This is a genomic window from Pseudomonas sp. KH_024_B2 (assembly GCF_057839965.1).
Window position 1 is genome coordinate 4601713 of sequence record NZ_CM174502.1, and the last position, 21944, is coordinate 4623656.

The 21944-nt window shown below is 59.7% G+C and carries 17 protein-coding genes and 1 pseudogene; 14 read left to right on the plus strand and 4 right to left on the minus strand.

The features are described 5' to 3' along the window. Positions 1-60 precede the first annotated feature (60 nt). Both AC3I0A_RS21510 and AC3I0A_RS21515 read left to right on the plus strand, forming a co-directional pair. Positions 61-966 carry a LysR family transcriptional regulator gene (locus AC3I0A_RS21510; RefSeq protein ID WP_489374469.1) on the plus strand — a complete coding sequence of 302 codons (906 nt, stop codon included), beginning with the start codon at positions 61-63 and terminating at the stop codon, positions 964-966. Positions 967-1215: 249 nt separating this feature from the next. Further along, positions 1216-1395, plus strand: a complete 180-nt coding sequence (locus AC3I0A_RS21515; RefSeq protein ID WP_489374470.1) for a hypothetical protein — start codon at positions 1216-1218, stop codon at positions 1393-1395. A 23-nt stretch (positions 1396-1418) separates the two neighbouring features. Here the strand turns inward: AC3I0A_RS21515 and AC3I0A_RS21520 are convergent, their stop codons facing one another. Continuing rightward, positions 1419-2315 carry a helix-turn-helix domain-containing protein gene (locus tag AC3I0A_RS21520; RefSeq protein ID WP_489374472.1) on the minus strand — a complete coding sequence of 299 codons (897 nt, stop codon included), beginning with the start codon at positions 2313-2315 and terminating at the stop codon, positions 1419-1421. A 178-nt stretch (positions 2316-2493) separates the two neighbouring features. On the opposite strand from AC3I0A_RS21520, the gene pobA reads away from it, so the two are divergent. Beyond that, positions 2494-3678, plus strand: coding sequence for a 4-hydroxybenzoate 3-monooxygenase (pobA, locus tag AC3I0A_RS21525; RefSeq protein ID WP_489378571.1), 1185 nt, complete (start codon positions 2494-2496; stop codon positions 3676-3678). A gap of 185 nt (positions 3679-3863) precedes the next feature. Here pobA and AC3I0A_RS21530 read toward each other — a convergent pair whose 3' ends face one another. From AC3I0A_RS21530 to AC3I0A_RS21540, 3 genes are all read right to left on the minus strand, one after another. Continuing rightward, the gene (locus AC3I0A_RS21530) at positions 3864-4700 is read right to left on the minus strand and encodes an ATPase (protein ID WP_489374474.1); all 837 of its coding nucleotides are present in this window, start codon (positions 4698-4700) and stop codon (positions 3864-3866) included. A 107-nt stretch (positions 4701-4807) separates the two neighbouring features. Further along, entirely contained in the window at positions 4808-5800 is a 993-nt protein-coding gene (locus AC3I0A_RS21535) for an NAD-dependent epimerase/dehydratase family protein (protein ID WP_489374475.1), read from the minus strand. A gap of 71 nt (positions 5801-5871) precedes the next feature. Then, positions 5872-6765: a LysR family transcriptional regulator ArgP gene (locus tag AC3I0A_RS21540; protein WP_489374477.1), complete on the minus strand. Its 894-nt coding sequence runs from the start codon at positions 6763-6765 to the stop codon at positions 5872-5874. 96 nt (positions 6766-6861) lie between these two features. Between AC3I0A_RS21540 and AC3I0A_RS21545 the strand changes: the two genes are divergently transcribed. The 11 genes and pseudogenes from AC3I0A_RS21545 to AC3I0A_RS21595 all read left to right on the plus strand — a co-directional run bounded on the left by AC3I0A_RS21545 (position 6862) and on the right by AC3I0A_RS21595 (position 21904). Then, positions 6862-7263, plus strand: coding sequence for an ACT domain-containing protein (locus AC3I0A_RS21545; protein ID WP_489374479.1), 402 nt, complete (start codon positions 6862-6864; stop codon positions 7261-7263). A gap of 5 nt (positions 7264-7268) precedes the next feature. Continuing rightward, positions 7269-7871 carry a LysE/ArgO family amino acid transporter gene (locus tag AC3I0A_RS21550; RefSeq protein WP_489374480.1) on the plus strand — a complete coding sequence of 201 codons (603 nt, stop codon included), beginning with the start codon at positions 7269-7271 and terminating at the stop codon, positions 7869-7871. Between the two features lie 175 nt (positions 7872-8046). Beyond that, entirely contained in the window at positions 8047-8643 is a 597-nt protein-coding gene (locus AC3I0A_RS21555) for a superoxide dismutase (protein WP_489374481.1), read from the plus strand. A 177-nt stretch (positions 8644-8820) separates the two neighbouring features. Next, a pseudogene (locus tag AC3I0A_RS21560) lies at positions 8821-8964 on the plus strand (IS481 family transposase); the annotation flags it as partial. A 1117-nt stretch (positions 8965-10081) separates the two neighbouring features. Further along, positions 10082-12130, plus strand: coding sequence for a putative bifunctional diguanylate cyclase/phosphodiesterase (locus AC3I0A_RS21565; protein WP_489374483.1), 2049 nt, complete (start codon positions 10082-10084; stop codon positions 12128-12130). A gap of 195 nt (positions 12131-12325) precedes the next feature. Beyond that, the gene (locus tag AC3I0A_RS21570) at positions 12326-13669 is read left to right on the plus strand and encodes an imelysin family protein (RefSeq protein WP_489374485.1); all 1344 of its coding nucleotides are present in this window, start codon (positions 12326-12328) and stop codon (positions 13667-13669) included. 280 nt (positions 13670-13949) lie between these two features. Continuing rightward, the gene (locus AC3I0A_RS21575; protein ID WP_489374487.1) at positions 13950-15377 is read left to right on the plus strand and encodes a di-heme oxidoreductase family protein; all 1428 of its coding nucleotides are present in this window, start codon (positions 13950-13952) and stop codon (positions 15375-15377) included. A 62-nt stretch (positions 15378-15439) separates the two neighbouring features. After that, the gene (locus AC3I0A_RS21580) at positions 15440-16504 is read left to right on the plus strand and encodes an imelysin family protein (RefSeq protein WP_489374489.1); all 1065 of its coding nucleotides are present in this window, start codon (positions 15440-15442) and stop codon (positions 16502-16504) included. A gap of 14 nt (positions 16505-16518) precedes the next feature. Then, positions 16519-17616: a DUF1513 domain-containing protein gene (locus AC3I0A_RS21585; RefSeq protein ID WP_489374491.1), complete on the plus strand. Its 1098-nt coding sequence runs from the start codon at positions 16519-16521 to the stop codon at positions 17614-17616. A 96-nt stretch (positions 17617-17712) separates the two neighbouring features. Further along, entirely contained in the window at positions 17713-18864 is a 1152-nt protein-coding gene (locus tag AC3I0A_RS21590) for an efflux RND transporter periplasmic adaptor subunit (RefSeq protein WP_489374493.1), read from the plus strand. A 13-nt stretch (positions 18865-18877) separates the two neighbouring features. Then, positions 18878-21904, plus strand: a complete 3027-nt coding sequence (locus AC3I0A_RS21595) for a multidrug efflux RND transporter permease subunit (protein ID WP_489374495.1) — start codon at positions 18878-18880, stop codon at positions 21902-21904. Positions 21905-21944 lie beyond the last annotated feature (40 nt).

Below are 21944 nucleotides of genomic sequence, written 5' to 3' on the forward strand. Positions count from 1 at the left end.
CTCACTCGCTACAAAAAATGCGATGCTTGGACATAGTTTGTTTCTGAAATCGGGCAAATCATGGATCGTCTTCAAGCAATGCGGGTCTTTGTCACCGTGGTCGACCTCGGCAGCCAGTCGGCCGCCGCCGACCATCTGGAGCTCTCGCGGCCAGTGGTTTCACGGTATCTGGCGGAACTGGAGGATTGGGTCGGCGCACGGCTGATGCATCGCACCACCCGCAAGTTGAGCCTGACCGCTGCCGGCACCGAGACCCTGCCGCGCTGCCGGCAAATGCTCGATTTGTCGAGCGACATGCAAGCCGCGGTCAGCGAGCCGAACGATGCCCCGCGTGGCTTGCTGCGAATCAGCGTCAGCACTTCATTCGGCCAGGCGCAACTGGCCGATGCCATGGTCGAATATGTCAAACGCTACCCGGGCGTGAGCATCGACCTGCAGATGCTCGACCGCACGGTGAACCTGGTGGATGAGCGCATCGACCTGGCGATCCGCACCAGCAACGACCTGGACCCGAACCTGATCGCCCGCCGGCTGACGGTGTGTCGTTCGGTGATCTGCGCCTCCCCCGCCTACCTGCGCCAGCATCCGGCGCCGCATCGGGTGGAAGAGCTCAGCCAGCACAATTGCCTGACCCACTCCTACTTCGGCAAAAGCCTTTGGCACTTCGAGCGGGACGGTGAACAGGTTTCGGTACCGGTGCAGGGCAACATCAGCGCCAACGAGGCCAGCACCCTGCTGCGCGCGACCATAGCCGGCGCCGGAATTTCGATGCTGCCAAGCTATCAGACGGGAGTGCATATCCACAGCGGCGAACTGGTGCGTCTACTGCCCGGCGCCGAACCACGGCAAATGAACATCTACGCGGTTTATGCCTCACGCAAACACATGCCGGCCACTTTGCGCAGCATGCTGGATTTCCTGGTGCTGAGGTTTCCGCAAGAGCCGGAGTGGGATGTAGGGCTTTAGGGACATCAAGATCAGAACACACCCCCTGTGGGAGCGGGCTTGCCCGCGAAAGCAACGGTCGCCCCAGCCTATTTTTCACCTGAGATGACGTCTTCGCGGGCAAGCCCGCTCCCACAGTTATTGACCCGATCAACCTGCTGAATACCCCATCAACGGCATGGCCCATCTCCATGGCAACTCACCACCGCTGACCTATGCTGATATCAGTACCCCACCTGACTGACGGGTACTCGTTCAGAGGTCAGCGCCATGAACATCAAAACAAGAAGATACCTCGCGATTTTCATCACCTGCACGGCCACGCTCGCGTTGTACGGAACAGCGGCCTACCGTGTCGAACAGGCCCGTCAGCAACCCAAGAGCGCATTTGCCAGCTGCAACTTCGAGCGCTGTATCCCGCACACCGCGACCTTTAACGCGCTTCGATAACGGCTCGGATAAAAAACGCAGCCTTACACCTCGCTGTCCTGGTCGGCCTTCAACCGGTCGCGAAACGCTTTGGGAGAGATTCCGACTCGCCGCCGAAACAAGCGCGTGAAGTTGGTCGGATCAGAAAAACCCAACACGTCGGACATTTCGTAGATGGTCATGCTGGTGTAGGTCAGCAGCCGCTTGGCCTCCAGCAACTGGCGCTCATGCATGATCTGCAAGGCCGGCTGACCGGCCAGCTCACGGCAAGTGCCGTTGAGATGCGAGACGGAAATCCCCAGCTTATGCGCCAGGTCTTCGACTTTCACGTGTTCGCGATAATGCTCTTCGACCAGCTGGATAAACCCATTGAGGTATTCCCGTGCACGCTGTGGGCGCTGGCTCGCGGTGCGGCGCTGGATCACCTGGCGGCTGACCCACACCATGATCACGCTGACCAGCGAGTGCATCAGCATTTCCCGCGCAGGTTGATGACCCACGTACTCGTTTTGCAATGCCGAGAACAGACTGTTCAGGTAGTGGCTGTCGGCACCTGCCGGATAGCTTTCGGCCACCGCCAGGGCATTCACCGAGTTGCCAAGCTGCGCCTGAAGGTGCGCCACCAGCGGCGCGGCCAGGGTGACGACATAGCCTTCGACGTCTGGCGAAAAACGAAAGCCATGCACTGACAGCGGCGGCAGAATCTGGATGGCCGACTCTTCGAGCCGCGTGCGCTTGCCCTCTATCTCAAGCTCCGCCTGGCCTTTGTGTACGAAGAGCAACTGACACAGATCGGCATGCCGGTGCGGTTTGATTTCCCACTGATGCTCACGACTGCGTTTGGAGATGGTTTCGCAGTGCAGTAAATCCGGCGTCGGCCAGTCCAGGCTTTCGCCATAGAGTTTGAACACTGGAATCGAAGGAAGGGCAGGCTTATTCATAACTGCAATCCAGGCCTCGGAGAGTTGGGCGATAATCGCACCGATTGGCGAAATGTACAGCTATCGGCTCAGTTTTCACCTTCATTTGACGGGTTCTCAAGCGAAAAATGCAAGCACTCAGAACCCATTCACCGATTTGTTCGGGTGAAGCTTGCGAGACATAAAAACAATGATAACGCTGAAGACTCAAGTGGCCATTATCGGCGCCGGTCCGTCCGGTCTGCTGCTCGGCCAATTGCTGCATAACGCCGGCATCGACACCGTCATTCTCGAACGCCAGGTCCCGGACTACGTATTGAGCCGGATCCGCGCCGGGGTACTGGAGCAAGGCATGGTCGATCTGCTGCGCCAGGCCGGGGTCGGCCAGCGAATGGACGCAGAAGGTCTGGTCCATGGCGGTTTCGAACTGGCCTTCGACGGGCGCCAGGTGCATATCGATCTGCAGGCACTCACCGGTGGCAAGACCGTGATGATCTACGGCCAGACCGAGGTCACCCGCGATTTGATGGCCGCCCGGCAAGCCGCAGGCGCGCTGACGTTGTATGAGACGAGCAACGTCCAGCCCCATGACATGAACACCGAACAACCCTATCTGACGTTCGAAAAGGACGGCGAAACCTGGCACCTGGACTGCGATTACATAGCCGGCTGCGACGGCTTTCATGGCGTCGCCCGGCAGTCGATTCCCAGCGAGTCACTGAAGGTTTTCGAGCGGGTCTATCCGTTCGGCTGGCTCGGCATCCTCGCCGATACGCCGCCGGTCCACGAGGAACTGGTGTACGCCAGGCATGAACGCGGTTTTGCCTTGTGCAGCATGCGTTCGGCCACCCGCACCCGCTATTACCTGCAAGTACCGGCCGAAGAGACGGTCGAGAACTGGTCCGATCAGCGTTTCTGGGATGAGTTGAAATCCCGCCTGCCCGAGGATTTGGCCAACGATTTGGTGACGGGGCCATCTATCGAGAAAAGCATCGCGCCGCTACGCAGCTTCGTGGTCGAGCCGATGCAATACGGGCGGATGTTTTTGCTGGGTGACGCGGCCCATATTGTCCCGCCCACCGGCGCCAAGGGTCTGAATCTGGCCGCCAGCGATGTCAGTACCTTGTTCAATATCCTGCTCAAGGTCTACCGCGAAGGCCGCACCGACTTGCTCGAGAAGTACTCTGAAATCTGCCTGCGAAGGGTCTGGAAAGCCGAGCGTTTTTCCTGGTGGATGACCTCGATCCTGCACAACTTCCCTGACACGGATGCCTTCAGCCAACGTATTGCGCAGACCGAACTTGAGTACTTCGTCGGCTCCGAGGCCGGTCGAAAAACCATTGCGGAAAATTACGTCGGGCTTCCTTATGAGGCTATCGAGTAGGAGCCTGCTGCTGACCTTTGTTGCGGGGGCGGGAGGACAAGGTCAGATAGAGAGACCGCGTCGCCTGCATCGCGAGCAGGCTCGCTCCCATACTGGATCTGTGTCGTTCCACAATAGTGTGATCGACGCAGAACTAATGTGGGAGCGAGCCTGCTCGCGATCGGTCAATCACCGCCAATCTGCGTTCAAGGACGGGCGCTGATCTGCTGTTGCAGGTTCTGGATCTGGCTTTGCAGGGTATTGATGTTACGCGTGACCTGGCCACGGAAGGCATCGAACTCGGCGGTGCTGCTGCCACCCTGAGGCGTTGCCGGGCGGTTGTCCTGCTGGCTTTTGAGGACGATCAAGTCCTGCTCCAGGCGCTCGATGGCGGCACTCGGGTTGCCTTGTTTTTTCAACGCGGCGATTTCAGCGCTCAGTCCTTTGAGTTGAGCGTCGACTTTACTCGTGTCGGCCGGGGCGTTTTTCAGGGCGGTCAGTTCGCTGCTCAGGGATTTCACCTGGGCTTGCAGCTGGGTATTGACGGATTGCTGTTCGGCGGTCTGCGCGGTCATTTGCGCCAGGCGCTTGTCCAGGTCAGTGGCCTGGCCAGCAACGCCCTGCTGTTGCTTGTTCTGCTCAAGCAATTTGTTTTCAAGCTGCCTGATCTGCAACTTCAGCGCTTCACTGCCGTTATTGACGCTGGATTCGCTGGCGACCACCTTGCCGGAAATAGCCTGCAAGCGCCCCGCCGCTTCCTCGCTGATGCGCGCGAAACTTTCCTGGGTCGCGACCAGTTGCTGTTCCATCAACGATATCTGCTGGAAACTCCACCAGGCAAGGCCCGCGAACGCGAAGAACAAGGCCCCGACCAGCGCCCAAAGCGGCCCGCTGCCCGAACCTTTGACCTTGACCACCTTAGTGGGCCGCGAGTGCACGCTGGTGCGCTCACGGGCGGTGGCGGTGGTCGGGAAATCATCGTCGATGGAGTCGGCCCGCAGGCTTGGGACATCATCGAAGTCGTCGTGAGCATCGTTACGCATGGGTCAACCTTTCTGAACCGCAGTGATGGCTTAATGCTTTGAGTATAAACCGCTACTCGTAGCACTGATCGACCCTGAACTCCAAACTCGGTTCAGTGTTTATTTTTTCAGCGAATGTCCTGAGCCTTCCACCAACCGCAGAATTCATCGAGGGCCGTCCACAGGCTGACCTTCGGCTCATAGTCGAGATAATGGCGGGCGCGGCTGATGTCCAGGGTGAAATTTTTGCTCATCACCTGCATGCCCAGGCGCGACAGCGTCGGCTCCGGGCGCCCTGGCAAGAGTTTACAAAAACCCTCGTTCAGTGCCGCGATGCTGTAGGCCAGACCGTAGGAACGGTAGCGGGTAACCTGTGGAACTTCCATCTGGCGCATCACGTAGTTCACCACATCCCACAACGGCACTGGCGCACCGTTACTGATGTTGTAGGCCTTGCCCAACGCCGAGCCGGTGGCCAGCAAACTGCTGAGCAAGGCTTCATTGAGGTTCTGCACACTGGTGAAATCGACCTTGTTCAGGCCGTTGCCGATAATGGCCAAGCGACCTTTACGCTGCATGTTCAGCAGCCGCGGAAAAATGCTCATGTCACCGGCACCCGTGACGAAACGCGGGCGCAGGGCCAGTACTTCGAGACCGAACTCCTGGGCACCGAAGACCTTTTGCTCAGCCAGGTATTTGGTGGCGGCGTAGGGGTGCTTGAAGCGTTTCGGCACCTGTTCTTCCGTCAGCCCCAAGTGATCACGGCCATCAAAATAGATCGACGGCGACGACAGATGCACCAACCGTCGAACGTTCTGTTTCAGGCAGGCCTCGACCACATTCTCGGTGACCAGCACATTGCCTTGGTGGAAGTCCTGATAACGCCCCCACAGCCCGACCGCGCCAGCGCAGTGCACCACTGCGTCGACGTCACGGCACAAGTGGCGAACCAGCTGCGGATCACTCAAGTCACCCTGGACAAACTCGGCACCGCGGCGCACCAGATGCTCGACACCCTCGGCCCGACGCCCGTTGACCCGCACGTCCAGGCCCTGCTCCAGGGCGAAACGCGAAAAGCGCCCGCCAATGAAGCCGCTTGCGCCGGTGACCAGAATTTTCATGACTTGCTCCGATTTCTTTCGTTTTTCATGCGTATCGCACTGCGTATTACCTGAAGCCCTGACGCTTGCAATCACTCCAACGGCACCAGCCATTGCGCTGATGATCGCGCCAGATGCTCGGTCAACTGACCGAGCAATTGCCCGCCGTTGCGCCAATGATGCCAGTACAGCGGCACATCGATCGGCTTATCTGGCAAAAGCTCCACCAACACCCCGCGCTCAAGCTGCTCACGGACCTGCAACTCCGGCACCAGCCCCCAGCCGAGCCCCGCTTCGGTCAGTCGAATAAACCCTTCGGATGACGGGCACAAATGATGCTCGAAACCGCCGTCGACACCCAATGAAGCCAGGTAGCGATGCTGGAGAAAATCATCCGGACCGAACACCAGCGCCGGTGTACGCGCCAACTGCTCAGCCCGAACGCCTTGTGGGAAATGTCGGGCAATGAAGGCCGGGCTGGCCAGGGCACGATAGCGCATGGCCCCCAGCAACAGGCTGCGCGCCCCGGCCACCGGCCGCTCGCTGGCACACACGCATGCCGCCACTTCACCGGCACGCATGCGCTTGAGGCCGACGGTCTGGTCTTCCACCACCAGATCCAGCAACAGATGTTGCTCGGCGCAAAAATTACCCACTGCCTCTGCCCACCAGGTCGCCAGACTGTCAGCGTTGAGGGCGATGCGCAGACGTTCCGGCAAACCTTCTTCATCCAGCGCCGGCACCAGTGTTTGCAAATCGCGCTCGAGCAAACGCACTTGCTGCACATGGTTGAGCAGGCGTCGGCCAATCTCGGTCGGCGCAGGTGGCGTGACCCGCACCAGCACCGGCTGGCCGACCCGCGCCTCGAGCAGTTTGATCCGCTGCGAGATGGCCGATTGCGACAAGCCCAGGACTTGGGCAGCCCGCTCGAAGCCGGCCTGCTCGACCACTGCAGCGAGAGCGGACAGCAATTTATAGTCGAACATCAGTTTTCCTAATGGGTGATCAGCAATATTGGTTTTTCTTATACAACTTCTGACCGGAGAATGACCAGCAAGCTTCCTCTTTCAAGGACATTTTCCATGGCTGGTGAAACCTCTCTGGCAACCCTGCTGCGCAGCATGAGCCCGCAACTGAACGACGGCGAGTACGTGTTCTGCACCATTCGCGACGGCCATTTGCCGAAGGACTGTGAAGTCATCGGCAGCTTCCGCGAGCAGGAAGGTTTGACGGTCATCCTCGAGCGCGAGCAAGCCGAAAAGGCTGGCTTCAGTTTCGATTATGTAGCGGCGTGGATCACCTTGAACGTGCACTCGGCACTCGAAGCCGTCGGCCTCACCGCTGCATTCGCCAGTGCCTTGGGCCAGGCCGGGATCAGCTGCAATGTGATTGCCGGTTACTACCACGATCATTTGTTTGTCGGCCAGGCCGATGCCGAGCGCGCCATGACTGTGCTGCGGCAATTGGCGGCGGGCGCGGAGTAAACCCTATGTGGCAAAGCTATGTGAACGGCCTGTTGGTCGCAGCGGGGCTGATCATGGCGATCGGCACGCAAAACGCTTTCGTCCTGGCGCAAAGCCTGCGACGCGAGCATCACCTGCCAGTGGCTGCGCTGTGTGTGACCTGCGACGCCTTGTTGGTCGCCGCCGGGGTCTTCGGGCTGGCAACCCTCCTGGCGCAGAATCCGTTGCTGCTGGCGATCGCCCGCTGGGGCGGCTCGGCCTTCCTGCTGTGGTATGGCAGCCTGGCACTGCGTCGGGCGTGTTCCCGGCAAAGCCTGCAACAGGCCGGGAACCAGACCGTGCGCTCGCTACGGGCGGTGATGCTCAGCGCACTGGCGGTGACCTTGCTCAACCCCCATGTGTATCTGGACACTGTGTTGCTGATCGGTTCCCTCGGGGCTCAGCAAACCGTACCCGGCGCCTACGTGATTGGCGCGGCCAGCGCGTCATTGCTGTGGTTCTTCACCCTGGCCCTGGGCGCCGCATGGCTCGCACCATGGCTGGCACGCCCCGGCACCTGGCGAATTCTCGACCTGCTGGTGGCCATAATGATGTTCACCGTCGCCTTTCAATTAATCACCGCGGCCTGATTATTCCCAAAAGCTCTGGAACCTCTATTCCACACAGTTGTTGCGTGGTTATGCCGCACCCCCGGTGCTATGATCCGAACCCTGCGCCGCAAAGAGTACAAACTCCCCGGCGCATGTCTGGCCGCCCGTGATCGGCCTTGCGCTCACCGCAACTGACCTGATTAGGAGAATCATCATGGCTTTCGAATTGCCGCCGCTGCCTTACGCACACGATGCCCTGCAGCCGCACATTTCAGAGGAAACTCTGCAATATCACCACGACAAGCACCACAACACCTATGTCGTGAACCTGAACAACCTGGTGCCAGGCACCGAGTTCGAAGGCAAGACCCTGGAAGAAATCGTCAAGACTTCCTCGGGCGGTATCTTCAACAACGCCGCTCAGGTCTGGAACCACACGTTCTACTGGAACTGCCTGGCGCCAAACGCCGGCGGTCAACCAACCGGCGCGCTGGCTGATGCCATCAACGCGGCTTTCGGTTCGTTCGACAAGTTCAAAGAAGAATTCAGCAAAACCTCCATCGGTACCTTCGGTTCCGGTTGGGGCTGGCTGGTGAAAAAGGCTGACGGTTCCCTGGCTCTGGCCAGCACCATCGGCGCCGGCAACCCGCTGACCAACGGCGACACCCCGCTGCTGACCTGCGATGTCTGGGAACATGCTTATTACATCGACTACCGCAACCTTCGTCCAAAGTATGTCGAAGCGTTCTGGAACCTGGTCAACTGGAAGTTCGTGGCTGAGCAATTCGAAGGCAAGGTCTTCACTGCTTAAGCTTCGCGCCAGTCAAAAAACCCGGCATTTGCCGGGTTTTTTTATGGGTTTTGGGTGAGGAACATATCCATTTTCTGCGGTACTGCACTTCCTTGTAGGAGCCGAGCTTGCTCGCGATGGCGTCAGATTCATCAGAAAGTGTCCACCATATCCCCGTACACGTGTCCACCATCTCTCCGGTCTATACACATCGCCAAAGGCCTCGTCGGGCACCTGATCGCCATACGTCCTCATCCTGACAGCGAGGACCTATTCAACATCTTTTTTTGCCATCACCTACTGCGCACTATCAACGTAAACAATCCTGATTACGGTCCATAATGTGTCCACCATGTCCCCGTACACGTGTCCACCATCTCTCCGATCTATACAAAAAGCGCGAAAGTAACCAAAGCGCTTCTGCCCCACCATTCGGTGCCTCGCTTAGGCTCGGCATGCCCTCACTCCGGCATTGCTCCGGGGGCCCGCCGCCATTGGCCATCCATGGCCCGGGGGCGGCTACCGCGGCATCCTGCCGCGGTGCCCCCTACGCAACGCCTGCGTTCGGCCTCTGGGAAAGGGGCAGGCAGATCCAAAGCCGAAGCAAAGCAACAGCAAAAACAGAAGCAGAAGCAGAAGCAGAAGCAGAAGCAACGGCAACGGCAACGGCAACGGCAACGGCAACGGCAACGGCAACGGCAACGGCAACGGCAAGATCAACAGCTTCGCGAGCAGGCTCGCTCCCACAATAGATCGGCGTACAACTTTCGCTTTTCACCACTCAACAGGCCGAGCGTTAGCTCGCCTGCAGCTTTTGATCTTGATGCACCGCCCCCTCGAGAGGCCGAGCGCAGGTTCTGCGCAGTGGGCAACCCGGCATGGATGCCGGGTTAGCCGCGCACGGCCATGGATGGCCGATCGCGGCGGGCCCACGGAGCAGGACCGGAGCGAGGGCATGCCGAGCCTAGGCGAGGCACCGAACGAAAGGGGCAAGAGCCCTTGGTTACTTGGGGCTTTTCCAAGTGACCCGCCGTAAAGGCGGAACCTTAAGCAGCCGTTACCGCAGGAATGGATATGTACACCCGCAAGAGCCAGGCCGGCTGTCAGGCCGCCTTCGCAGGCAAAGCCAGCTCCCACATGGATCCGTGTACATCCGTGAGAGCCAGGCCGGCTGTCAGGCCGCCTTCGCGAGCAAGCTCACTCCTACAGGGATCCAATTTTTTCCTTGCCTCAGCGTAATGGCACGCTAACATCAAGCCCTGGGAAAATTCTCGCACAACCCTCAAGTTACGCAGGGTTGCGACCGACACAGTACCAATCGCCCGAACAAGCCAAACCGCATTTTGGCCAAGCAGACAGGCGAAATATCCTGTGTTTGATTGTCCCTTTGACGGCCATCACAGGATTGCCAATACTCATGGCAACTTGACGCTACCCGCACGGAACAAGGAAAAGCCATTTGAAGCTGGAACTCAAAAACAGCTTGTCGGTGAAGTTGCTCCGGGTTGTACTGCTGTCGGCATTGATCGTCGGCGTAGTTCTGAGCTGTGCACAAATCGTCTTCGATGCCTACAAGACACGCCAGGCTGTGGCCAACGATGCCCAGCGCATCCTCGACATGTTCCGCGACCCATCGACCCAGGCGGTGTACAGCCTCGATCGGGAAATGGGCATGCAAGTGATCGAAGGCCTGTTCCGGGATGACGCCGTGCGCATGGCATCCATCGGCCATCCCAACGAAACCATGCTGGCGGAAAAAAACCGCGAACTGCGGCAATCACCCAGCCGCTGGCTGACCGACCTGATCCTCGGTCAGGAACGCACCTTTACCACCCAGTTGGTAGGTCGCGGACCGTACAGCGAGTACTACGGCGACCTCAGCATCACCCTCGACACCGCCACTTACGGTCAAGGCTTTATCGTCAGTTCGGTGATCATCTTTATTTCCGGGGTGCTGCGCGCCATGGCCATGGGCCTGGTGCTGTATCTGGTCTATCACTGGCTGTTGACCAAGCCGCTGTCGCGGATCATCGAGCACCTGACCGAGATCAACCCCGACCGCCCCAGCGAACACAAAATTCCGCAGCTCAAGGGCCATGAGAAAAACGAGCTGGGCCTCTGGATCAACACCGCCAATCAATTGCTGGCCTCGATCGAACGCAACACCCACCTGCGCCATGAAGCGGAAAACAGCCTGCTGCGCATGGCCCAGTACGACTTCCTCACGGGGCTGCCTAATCGTCAGCAGCTGCAGCAGCAACTGGACAAGATTCTGGTGGATGCCGGCCGCTTGCAACGGCGTGTAGCCGTGCTTTGTGTTGGCCTCGATGACTTCAAGGGCATCAACGAACAATTCAGTTACCAGACCGGCGACCAATTGCTACTGGCACTGGCCGATCGCCTGCGCGCTCATAGCGGTCGCCTGGGCGCCCTCGCCCGCTTGGGCGGCGACCAGTTCGCGCTGGTTCAGGCCGATATCGAACAGCCTTACGAAGCCGCTGAACTGGCACAAAGCATTCTCGATGACCTGGAAGCGGCGTTTGCCCTCGACCATCAGGAAATTCGCCTGCGGGCCACCATCGGCATCACGCTGTTCCCGGAGGATGGCGACAGCACCGAGAAGCTGTTGCAGAAAGCCGAGCAAACCATGACCTTGGCCAAGACCCGCTCGCGCAACCGTTATCAGTTCTATATCGCCAGCGTCGACAGCGAAATGCGTCGCCGACGGGAGCTGGAAAAAGACCTGCGCGAGGCCCTGACCCGCGAACAGTTCTATCTGGTCTACCAACCGCAGATCAGCTACCGCGATCACCGTATAGTCGGTGTCGAAGCCTTGATTCGCTGGCAACATCCGGAACACGGGATAGTGCCACCAGACCTGTTCATCCCGCTGGCCGAACAGAACGGCACGATCATCGCCATCGGTGAATGGGTGCTGGATCAGGCCTGCCGCCAGTTACGCGAATGGCACGATCAAGGATTCATCTTGCGCATGGCGGTCAACCTGTCCACCGTGCAATTGCACCACGCCGAGTTGCCACGGGTGGTCAACAACCTGATGCAAATATATCGCCTGCCGCCACGCAGTCTGGAGCTGGAAGTGACCGAAACCGGCCTGATGGAAGACATCAGCACCGCTGCTCAGCACTTGCTCAGCCTGCGCCGCTCCGGGGCGTTGATCGCCATCGACGACTTCGGCACCGGCTATTCGTCCCTGAGTTATCTGAAAAGCCTGCCGCTGGACAAGATCAAGATCGACAAGAGCTTCGTTCAGGACCTGCTGGATGACGACGACGATGCCACCATCGTTCGAGCGATCATTCAATTGGGCAAGAGTCTGGGCATGCAGGTGATTGCCGAGGGCGTGGAGACCGCCGAACAAGAGGCTTACATCATCTCCGAAGGCTGCCACGAAGGTCAGGGCTACTTCTATAGCAAGCCGCTGCCTGCCCGGGAGTTGAGCGCTTATTTGAAGCAAGCCCAACGCAGCAATGCAACCATCCTGTAAAACATGCCGACGTGCCCGGATGCGAACCGCGTAGCAGCTGGCGAAGCCTTCGGCAGCTGCTACAGGTCATATGCAAGCGTGAATAAGAAATATTTCCAACGCCAACCCTTTACACATAATGCAAATCTTTCGCATTATGTCGCAGTTTTGCGCGCCCGCCGCGCCTGTCCCCCCTCTCGAAGCAGGATGTTCGCCATGATTCGTATGCCTCTGGCTACCGCCAGTCTGTTGGCCATCGCTATTTCCCTCGCCGGTTGTGGCGAAGGCAAAGACAAGGCTGCCGCTCCTCAAGCGCCTGTTCCGGCCGCCAGCACCGCAGCACCTGCTGCTGCCGCTACGGCTGGTAAAGTTGACGAAGCCGCTGCCAAAGCCGTTGTCGCGCATTACGCCGACATCGTCTTCGCCGTCTATAGCGATGCCGAATCCACCGCGAAAACCCTGCAAACCGCGATCGACGCGTTCCTTGCCAAGCCGAACGCCGACACCCTGAAAGCTGCCAAGGCTGCCTGGGTCGCCGCGCGCGTACCTTACCTGCAGAGCGAAGTGTTCCGCTTCGGCAACACCATCGTCGATGACTGGGAAGGCCAGCTTAACGCCTGGCCGCTGGACGAAGGCCTGATCGACTACGTCGACAAGAGCTACGCGCACGCACTGGGCAACCCCGGCGCGGCCGCCAACATCATCGCCAACACCAAAGTTCAGGTCGGCGAAGACAAGATCGACGTGAAAGACATCACCCCGGAAAAACTCGCCAGCCTCAATGAGCTGGGCGGTTCCGAAGCCAACGTCGCCACCGGCTACCACGCCATCGAATTCCTGCTCTGGGGCCAGGACCTCAACGGCACCGGCCCTGGCGCCGGCAACCGTCCAGCCTCCGACTACCTGGAAGGCAAAGGCGCCACCGGCGGTCACAACGATCGTCGTCGTGCTTACCTGAAATCCGTAACCCAATTGCTGGTCAGTGACCTGGAAGAAATGGTCGGTAACTGGAAGCCGAACGTGGCCGACAACTACCGCGCCACTCTGCAAGCCGAACCCACCGATACCGGCCTGCGCAAAATGCTCTTCGGCATGGGTAGCCTGTCCCTGGGTGAACTGGCGGGCGAGCGCATGAAGGTTTCCCTGGAAGCCAACTCGCCGGAAGACGAACACGACTGCTTCAGCGATAACACTCACTACTCGCAGTTCTACGATGCCAAAGGCATTCGCAACGTGTACCTGGGCGAATACACCCGTGTCGACGGCACCAAAATGACCGGCGCCAGCCTGTCCTCACTGGTCGCCAAAACCGACCCGGCCGCCGACACCGCGCTTAAAGCCGATCTGGCCGCTACCGAAGCCAGGATGCAAGTGATCGTCGACCACGCCAACAAGGGTGAGCACTATGACCAGTTGATCGCCGCAGGCAACACCGCCGGCAATCAGATCGTTCGCGACGCCATCGCTTCGCTGGTCAAGCAGACCGGTTCGATCGAACAGGCTGCCGGCAAACTGGGCATCACCGACCTGAACCCGGACAACGCTGATCACGAGTTCTGATCACCCGTTGCTTGAGTGAATAGAGAGGCGACCTTCGGGTCGCCTTTTTTGTGGCTGGAAGATGATATTTTTGTGGGAGCGGGCTTGCCCGCGAAACAGACGACACGGTTGCATCTGAAACACCGCATAATCTTCTTCGCGGGCAAGCCCGCTCCCACAGGTAATCGCTGCGCCCCGAAAACCTTGCTTCATATCAAACTAAACGCTAATTCCTCTTATTCAAATTCCCCTACCCTGATAGACTTTGCGCCCTTGTTTTGCTCGTCCTGCAGGAAGTCTGATGCCCTCGCTGCTGCTTCGCTTGTCTGCTCTGTTGCTGGCCCTGAGCCTGAGTGCCTGCGATGACGTCCCGCATTTCACCAAGGCCGAGCCCGGTGAAGCGCGTTCAGGTGGCAGCGCGACGGTGGGCAAGGCCGATCAGAACGCCTTCTCCCTGCCCTCGGCCAACCTGTCGCCCACCCGCCGTCTGGATTTCAGCGTCGGCAACAGCTTCTTTCGAAACCCTTGGGTGATTGCCCCGTCGACCACTACCGCGCGTGACGGTCTGGGGCCGCTGTTCAATACCAATGGCTGCCAGAACTGTCACATCAAGGACGGACGCGGCCATCCGCCAACGCCCGACTCGGATAACGCGGTGTCGATGCTGGTACGCCTGTCGATCCCGAACACCCCGGCCTATGCCAACGTCATCGAACAGCTCGGCGTGGTGCCGGAGCCGGTCTATGGTGGGCAATTTCAGGACATGGCGGTACCCGGCGTCGCACCGGAAGGCAAAGTACGCGTCGACTACGACCCCGTACCGGTTCGCTTCAAGGACGGCACCGAGGTCGAGCTGCGTAAACCCAAGTTGCAAATCACCCAACTCGGCTACGGGCCGATGCATCCGGACACGCGCTTCTCTGCACGCATAGCCCCGCCGATGATTGGCCTGGGCCTGCTCGAAGCTATCCCCGATGCTGCAATTCTGGCCAATGCCGACCCTGAAGACGACGACAATAACGGCATCGCCGGGCGACCGAATCGAGTCTGGGATGACGCGCAACAAAAAACCGTTCTCGGTCGTTTTGGCTGGAAAGCCGGGCAGCCCAATCTCAATCAACAAAACGTTCACGCGTTTTCGGGTGATATGGGCCTGAGCACCCGCCTGAGACCTGTTGATGACTGCACCCAAACACAGACCGCCTGTCTGCAAGCGCCCAATGGCAATGGCCCGGACAGCGAGCCCGAGGTCAGTGACAACATCCTGCGTCTGGTGCTGTTCTATAGCCGTAACCTCGCCGTTCCGGCTCGTCGCGACGTCAGCTCGCCGCAAGTGCTGGCCGGCAAAAGCCTGTTCTATCAGGCCGGCTGCCAATCCTGCCACACACCAAAATTCACCACTGCCGCGAATGCCGCAGAGCCTGAACTGGCCAATCAAGTGATTCGCCCTTACAGCGACCTGCTGCTGCATGACATGGGCGATGGCCTCGCCGACAACCGCACGGAATTCCAGGCCAGTGGCCGCGACTGGCGCACGCCGCCGTTGTGGGGCATCGGCCTGACGCAGACGGTCAGCGGTCATACCCAATTCTTGCATGACGGCCGTGCCCGCAACCTGCTCGAGGCGGTGCTCTGGCATGGCGGTGAAGCACAGGCGGCACAGCAACAGGTTTTGTCTTTCAATGCCGAGCAGCGCACTGCGTTGCTGGCATTTCTGAATTCTCTATAACGCTTTCTCCAGCTTTCCCCAGCTTTCCACCCAGCTTTCTACCCCAAAAAAGGGAGCCCGACATGTTCCGCCCCAAACTGTTGTTCACCAGCCTTGCCGCGCTCGCCTTGGGTGCCTGTTCGCCCCAGGACCCACAAGCAGTGACCTCGGCGGCCATCGCCAAGCAGGTGATCCTGCCGACCTACAGCCGCTGGGTCGAAGCCGACCGCCAGTTGGCGGTCAGCGCGCTGGCCTTCTGTGAGGGCAAGGAAAACCTGGAAACCGCCCGCGCCGACTTCCTCCACGCGCAAAAAGCCTGGGCCGAGTTGCAGCCGCTGCTGATCGGCCCGCTGGCCGAGGGCAACCGTTCCTGGCAAGTGCAGTTCTGGCCGGACAAGAAAAATCTGGTCGGCCGTCAGGTCGAGCAACTGGTGACCGCGCAGCCGCAAATCGATGCCGCTGCGCTGGCCAAATCCAGCGTAGTGGTGCAAGGCCTTTCGGCCTATGAATACGTTCTGTTCGACAGCAAGGTCGACATGGCCGACAGCGCGCAGAAAGCCCGCTATTGCCCACTGTTGAAAGCGATTGGCGAACGTCAGAAAGTCCTCGCCGAAGAGATCCTGTCACGCTGGAACACCAACGACGGCATGCTCGCGCAGATGAGCAAATTCCCGAATCAGCGTTATGCCGACTCCCGCGAAGCAATCGCCGATCTGCTGCGGGTTCAAGTGACCGCGCTGGACACCCTGAAGAAAAAACTCGGCACGCCAATGGGTCGCCAGAGCAAGGGTATCCCACAGCCGTTCCAGGCCGATGCCTGGCGCAGCCAGTCTTCACTAAAAAGCATGGAAGCCAGCCTGGCTGCCGCCCAGACCGTCTGGGTCGGTGTCGACAACAAGGGCCTGCGCGGCCTGTTGCCAACCGAGCAGAAACCGCTGGCCGACAAGATCGATGCAGCCTACGCCGCGTCGTTGAAACTGTTCACCAGCAACCAGCGTTCACTGACCGAGATGCTTGCCGACGACGCCGGTCGCCAGCAACTCAACGCTATCTATGACAGCCTCAATGTCGTCCACCGCCTGCACGAAGGCGAACTGGCCAAGGCGCTGGGCATCCAACTGGGCTTCAACGCCAACGACGGCGACTGATGAGGGTTAGCTCCATGCTGCGACGTCAGGCTCTGACTTTAGGCAGTTTGCTGCTTGGCGTAGTGACGCTGGGCGGCTGGACGCTGTTTCGGCACAAGGACAAAAGTCCTTTGCTGCTCTCGGCGCGGGACGATGGCGACGGCAAGCATTATGCCGTCGGTTATCGTCTGGACGGCACCCAGGTGTTCGCCACCCGGGTCGGTCTGCGTTGCCATGACATCATCCATCATCCGACGCTGCCGATAGCACTGTTTGTCGCCCGTCGCCCCGGGACCGAGAGTTACCTGATCGATCTGCGGGACGGCACGCTGTTGCAGACCATTGCCTCTCAGCCGAACCGGCATTTCTATGGTCACGCGGTGATTCACAAGAGCGGCGACTGGCTCTACACCACCGAGAACGACACCACTGATCCCGGTCGCGGCCTGCTCGGCGTATACAAGTTCGAAGGTGAGCGGCTGGTGCACAGTGGGGAAATTTCCACCCATGGCATCGGACCGCATCAAGTGTCGTGGATGCCCGACGGTGAGACCCTGGTAGTGGCCAATGGCGGTATCCGTACCGAGGCCGAAAGCCGGGTCGAAATGAACCTCAATGCCATGCAGCCAAGCCTGGTGCTGATGCAGCGCGACGGCACCTTGCTGAGCAAGGAAACCCTCGCCCAGCAGATGAACAGCGTGCGCCATCTGGGCATTGCCAGCGACGGCACCATCGTCGCCGGTCAACAGTTCATGGGCGATGCCCACGAGCCTTCCGAGTTGCTGGCGATCAAGCGTCCTGGTCAGCCCTTTGTGCCGTTCCCGGTCGCCGAGCACCAGCTACAAGCCATGGGGCACTACACCGCCAGTGTCGCCGTACACAGCGAACTGCGCCTGGTAGCCCTCACCGCACCGCGGGGTAACCGCTTCTTTATCTGGGATCTGGATACTGCGCAAGTTCGCCTCGACGCGCCTTTACCCGACTGTGCCGGGGTCGGTGCAGTCGCTGACGGCTTCGTCGTCACTTCGGGTCAGGGACGTTGTCGTTTCTACGATTGTCGTCAGACAGAACTCGTTGCAAAACCCCTTGAGCTACCTGCAGGGCTCTGGGACAACCACCTTCATTTGATCTAAACACCCGGATCGGGGCCATCTGGAATCACCACCACAGTCGGAGTAACCTGCCTTACATCTCATTTTTTTCAGCTTTAATTTCCAAGGAACCGGAATATGCTGCGTCGCCGCATGCTGATCATGTTGGGTATTGTCCTGCTTATGGTTCTGCTGCTCGCAGGTTACAAAGCCTTCTCCATCTATCAGCAAGTCCAGATGTTCTCCGTGCCGACACCGCCGGTGAGCGTGGCCGTGGCCACGGCTACCGAACGCCCGTGGCAAAACCGTTTGCCCTCGGTCGGCACGCTCAAGGCGCTGCGAGGGATCAACCTGAGCATGGAAGTCGCCGGGACGGTCAAGGACGTGCAGTTCGAGTCCGGGCAGAAGGTCAAGGCCGGCCAGCCGATCGTGCAACTCGACAGCGCAGTGGAAAGCGCCCTGCTGGAAACCGCTCAGGCCGATCTCGGTCTGTCTCAGCTCGACTATGGCCGCGGCAGTCAATTGGTGGGCAGCCAGGCGATTTCCAAAGGTGAATTCGACCGACTCACGGCACTGCTGCACAAGAACAAAGCCACGGTCAACCAGCTCAAGGCTATCCTGGCGAAGAAACACATCGTCGCGCCCTTCAGCGGCACCATCGGCATTCGTCAGGTCGATGTCGGCGACTACTTGCCCAGTGGCACAGTGATCGCCACCTTGCAGGATTTGAGCAGCCTCTACGTCGACTTTTACGTGCCGGAACAGTCGGTACCGAAAATCGCTCTCGGTCAGCCGGTTCAGGTCAACGTCTCGGCCTACCCGACGCAGAACTTCCCCGGCACCATCAGCGCGATCAACCCGAAAGTCGAAAACACCACCCGCAACGTGCTGGTACGTGCGACTCTGGCCAATCCGGACGGCAAGTTGCTGCCGGGCATGTTCGCCAGCCTGCAAGTCATGCTGCCGGATCCGCAACCGCAGATCGTGGTGCCGGAAAGCGCGATCACCTACACCCTCTACGGCAACTCCCTATTTGTAGTGGCGCAGAAAAAAGCCGCCGACGGCAGCATCGAGAAGGACGCCAACGGACAACCGGTGCTGATCGCCGAGCGACGCTCTATCGAGACCGGCGAGCGCCGCGATGGAATGGTGCTGATTACCAAAGGGTTGAAGAACGGCGAACAAGTGGTCAGCGCTGGCCAGATCAAACTGGACAATGACGCCCGCATCGCAATCAGCGCCGACAAGACATTGCCTGCCGAGCAGAACAGCCAGCCACGCGCTGACTGATCAAGGAATCCCCATGGCTTTTACCGATCCGTTCATCCGCCGCCCGGTGCTCGCCACCGTGGTCAGCCTGTTGATTGTGCTGCTGGGCTTCCAGGCCTGGAGCAAGCTGCCGCTGCGCCAGTATCCGCAAATGGAAAACGCCCTGATCACGGTGACCACGGCCTACCCCGGGGCTAACGCCGAGACCATCCAGGGCTACATCACCCAACCGCTGCAGCAGAGCCTGGCGAGTGCCGAAGGCATCGACTACATGACCTCGGTCAGTCGCCAGAATTTCTCGGTGATTTCGATCTACGCGCGCATCGGCGCCAACACCGACCGGTTGTTTACCGAGCTGCTGTCCAAGGCCAACGAGGTCAAGAACCAGCTGCCTCAGGACGCTGAAGACCCCGTGCTGAGCAAGGAAGCCGCCGATGCCTCGGCGCTGATGTACATGAGCTTCTTCAGCAAGGACCTGAACAACCCACAGATCACCGACTACCTGTCACGGGTAATCCAGCCGAAGCTGGCGACCCTGCCAGGCATGGCCGAAGCGCAGATTCTCGGTAACCAGGTGTTTGCCATGCGCCTGTGGCTGGACCCGATCAAGCTCGCCGGCTACGGCCTCAGTGCCAGTGATGTGACCGAGGCGGTGCGCCGTTACAACTTCCTCTCCGCGGCCGGCGAGGTAAAAGGCGAATACGTGGTCACCAGTATCAACGCCAACACCGAGCTTAAATCCGCCGAAGCCTTCGCCGCCATCCCGCTGAAAATCGATGGCGACAGCCGGGTGCTGCTCAGCGATGTCGCGCGGGTGGAAATGGGTGCCGAGAACTACGACACCATCAGCTCCTTCGGTGGCACGCCGTCGGTATATATCGGGATCAAGGCCACACCCGCCGCCAACCCTCTGGATGTGATCAAGGAGGTGCGCAAGATCATGCCGGAGCTGGAATCCCAGCTACCGCCGAACCTCAAAGCGGAGATCGCCTACGACGCCACCCTGTTCATTCAGGCGTCGATCAATGAGGTGATAAAAACCCTGTTTGAAGCCGTGCTGATCGTGATCGTCGTGGTGTTCCTGTTCCTCGGCGCGTTGCGTTCGGTGGTGATTCCGGTGGTCACCATCCCGCTGTCGATGATCGGCGTGATGTTCTTCATGCAACTGATGGGCTACTCGATCAACCTGTTGACCTTGCTGGCAATGGTACTGGCCATCGGGCTGGTGGTGGACGATGCGATCGTGGTGGTGGAAAACATCCACCGGCATATCGAAGAAGGCAAGACACCGCTCGATGCCGCCCTCGAGGGCGCCCGGGAAATCGCCATGCCGGTGGTCTCGATGACCATCACCCTGGCCGCGGTCTACGCGCCGATCGGTTTCCTCACAGGTCTGACGGGAGCGTTGTTCAAGGAGTTTGCCCTGACCCTGGCCGGTGCAGTGGTGATCTCCGGGATCGTCGCCTTGACCCTGTCGCCGATGATGTGCGCCTTCCTCCTGCGCCACGATGAAAACCCGACGGGTCTGGCCCATCGCCTTGACCTGATTTTCGAGGGATTGAAACGCCGCTATCAGAGCATTCTCCATGGCACCCTGAATACGCGGCCGGTGGTGCTGGTGTTCGCGGTGATCGTCCTGTGCCTGATCCCGGTGCTGCTGAAATTCACCAAGTCGGAACTGGCACCGGACGAGGACCAGGGCATCATTTTCATGATGGCCAACGCGCCACAGCCGACCAACCTCAACTACCTCAACACCTACACCGACGAGTTCCTCGCGATCTTCAAGGAGTTCCCCGAGTACTATCAATCGTTCCAGATCAATGGCTTTAACGGTGTGCAATCGGGGATCGGCGGCTTCCTGCTCAAACCATGGAACGAGCGCAGCCGCACTCAGATGCAAATCCTCCCGGAAGTCCAGGGCAAGCTCGCGGCCATCACCGGGCTGCAGATCTTCGGCTTCAACCTGCCGTCCTTGCCGGGTACCGGCGAGGGGCTGCCCTTCAGCTACATCATCAACACCGCGAACGATTACCCGGCGCTGCTGCAAGTGGCTGACCGGGTGAAAAAACGCGCGCTGGAATCCGGCAAGTTTGCCTTTCTCGACATCGACCTGGCCTTTGACAAGCCTGAAGTGGTGGTCGATATCGATCGCGCCAAGGCCGCGCAGATGGGTGTGTCGATGCAGGACCTGGGCGGCACTCTGGCGATCCTGCTGGGTGAAGGCGAAATCAACCGCTTCACGATCGAAGGCCGCAGCTACAAGGTGATCGCCCAGGTCGAACGAGCCTACCGTGACAATCCCGACTGGCTGAACAACTACTACGTGAAAAACACCAAGGGCGAAGCACTGCCTCTGTCGACGCTTATCAGCGTCAGCGACCGTGCCCGCCCAAGGCAGCTGAACCAGTTCCAGCAGCTCAACGCGGCGACGATCTCGGGCGTGCCAACGGTCAGCATGGGCGAAGCCATCGAAACCATGCGCCAGATCGCCCGGGAAGAAGCCCCGCCGGGTTATGCCTTCGATTATGGCGGCGCTTCCCGGCAGTTCGTCCAGGAAGGCAGCGCGCTGTGGGTGACCTTTGCCCTGGCGCTGGCCATCATCTTCCTGGTGCTGGCGGCGCAGTTCGAGAGTTTCCGTGATCCGCTGGTGATTCTGGTGACCGTACCATTGTCGATCTGCGGTGCGCTGATCCCGCTGTTCCTCGGCTGGTCGAGTATGAACATCTATACCCAGGTCGGACTGGTGACCTTGATCGGCCTGATCAGCAAGCACGGCATCCTGATCGTCGAGTTCGCCAACCAGCTGCGCAAGACCAAGGGGCTGTCACCTCGGGAAGCCGTGGAAGAAGCCGCAGCGATTCGCTTGCGCCCGGTGTTGATGACCACGGCGGCGATGGTGTTCGGCATGGTGCCCTTGATCCTCGCCAGCGGCGCGGGCGCGGTCAGCCGGTTCGATATCGGTACCGTGATCGCCACCGGGATGTCGATCGGTACGTTGTTCACGCTGTTCGTGCTGCCTTGTGTCTACACCTTGCTGGCCAAGCCGGACAAACGCTGAGACGTCCCTAAGTGCAAACAGCTGTGGGAGCGGGCTTGCC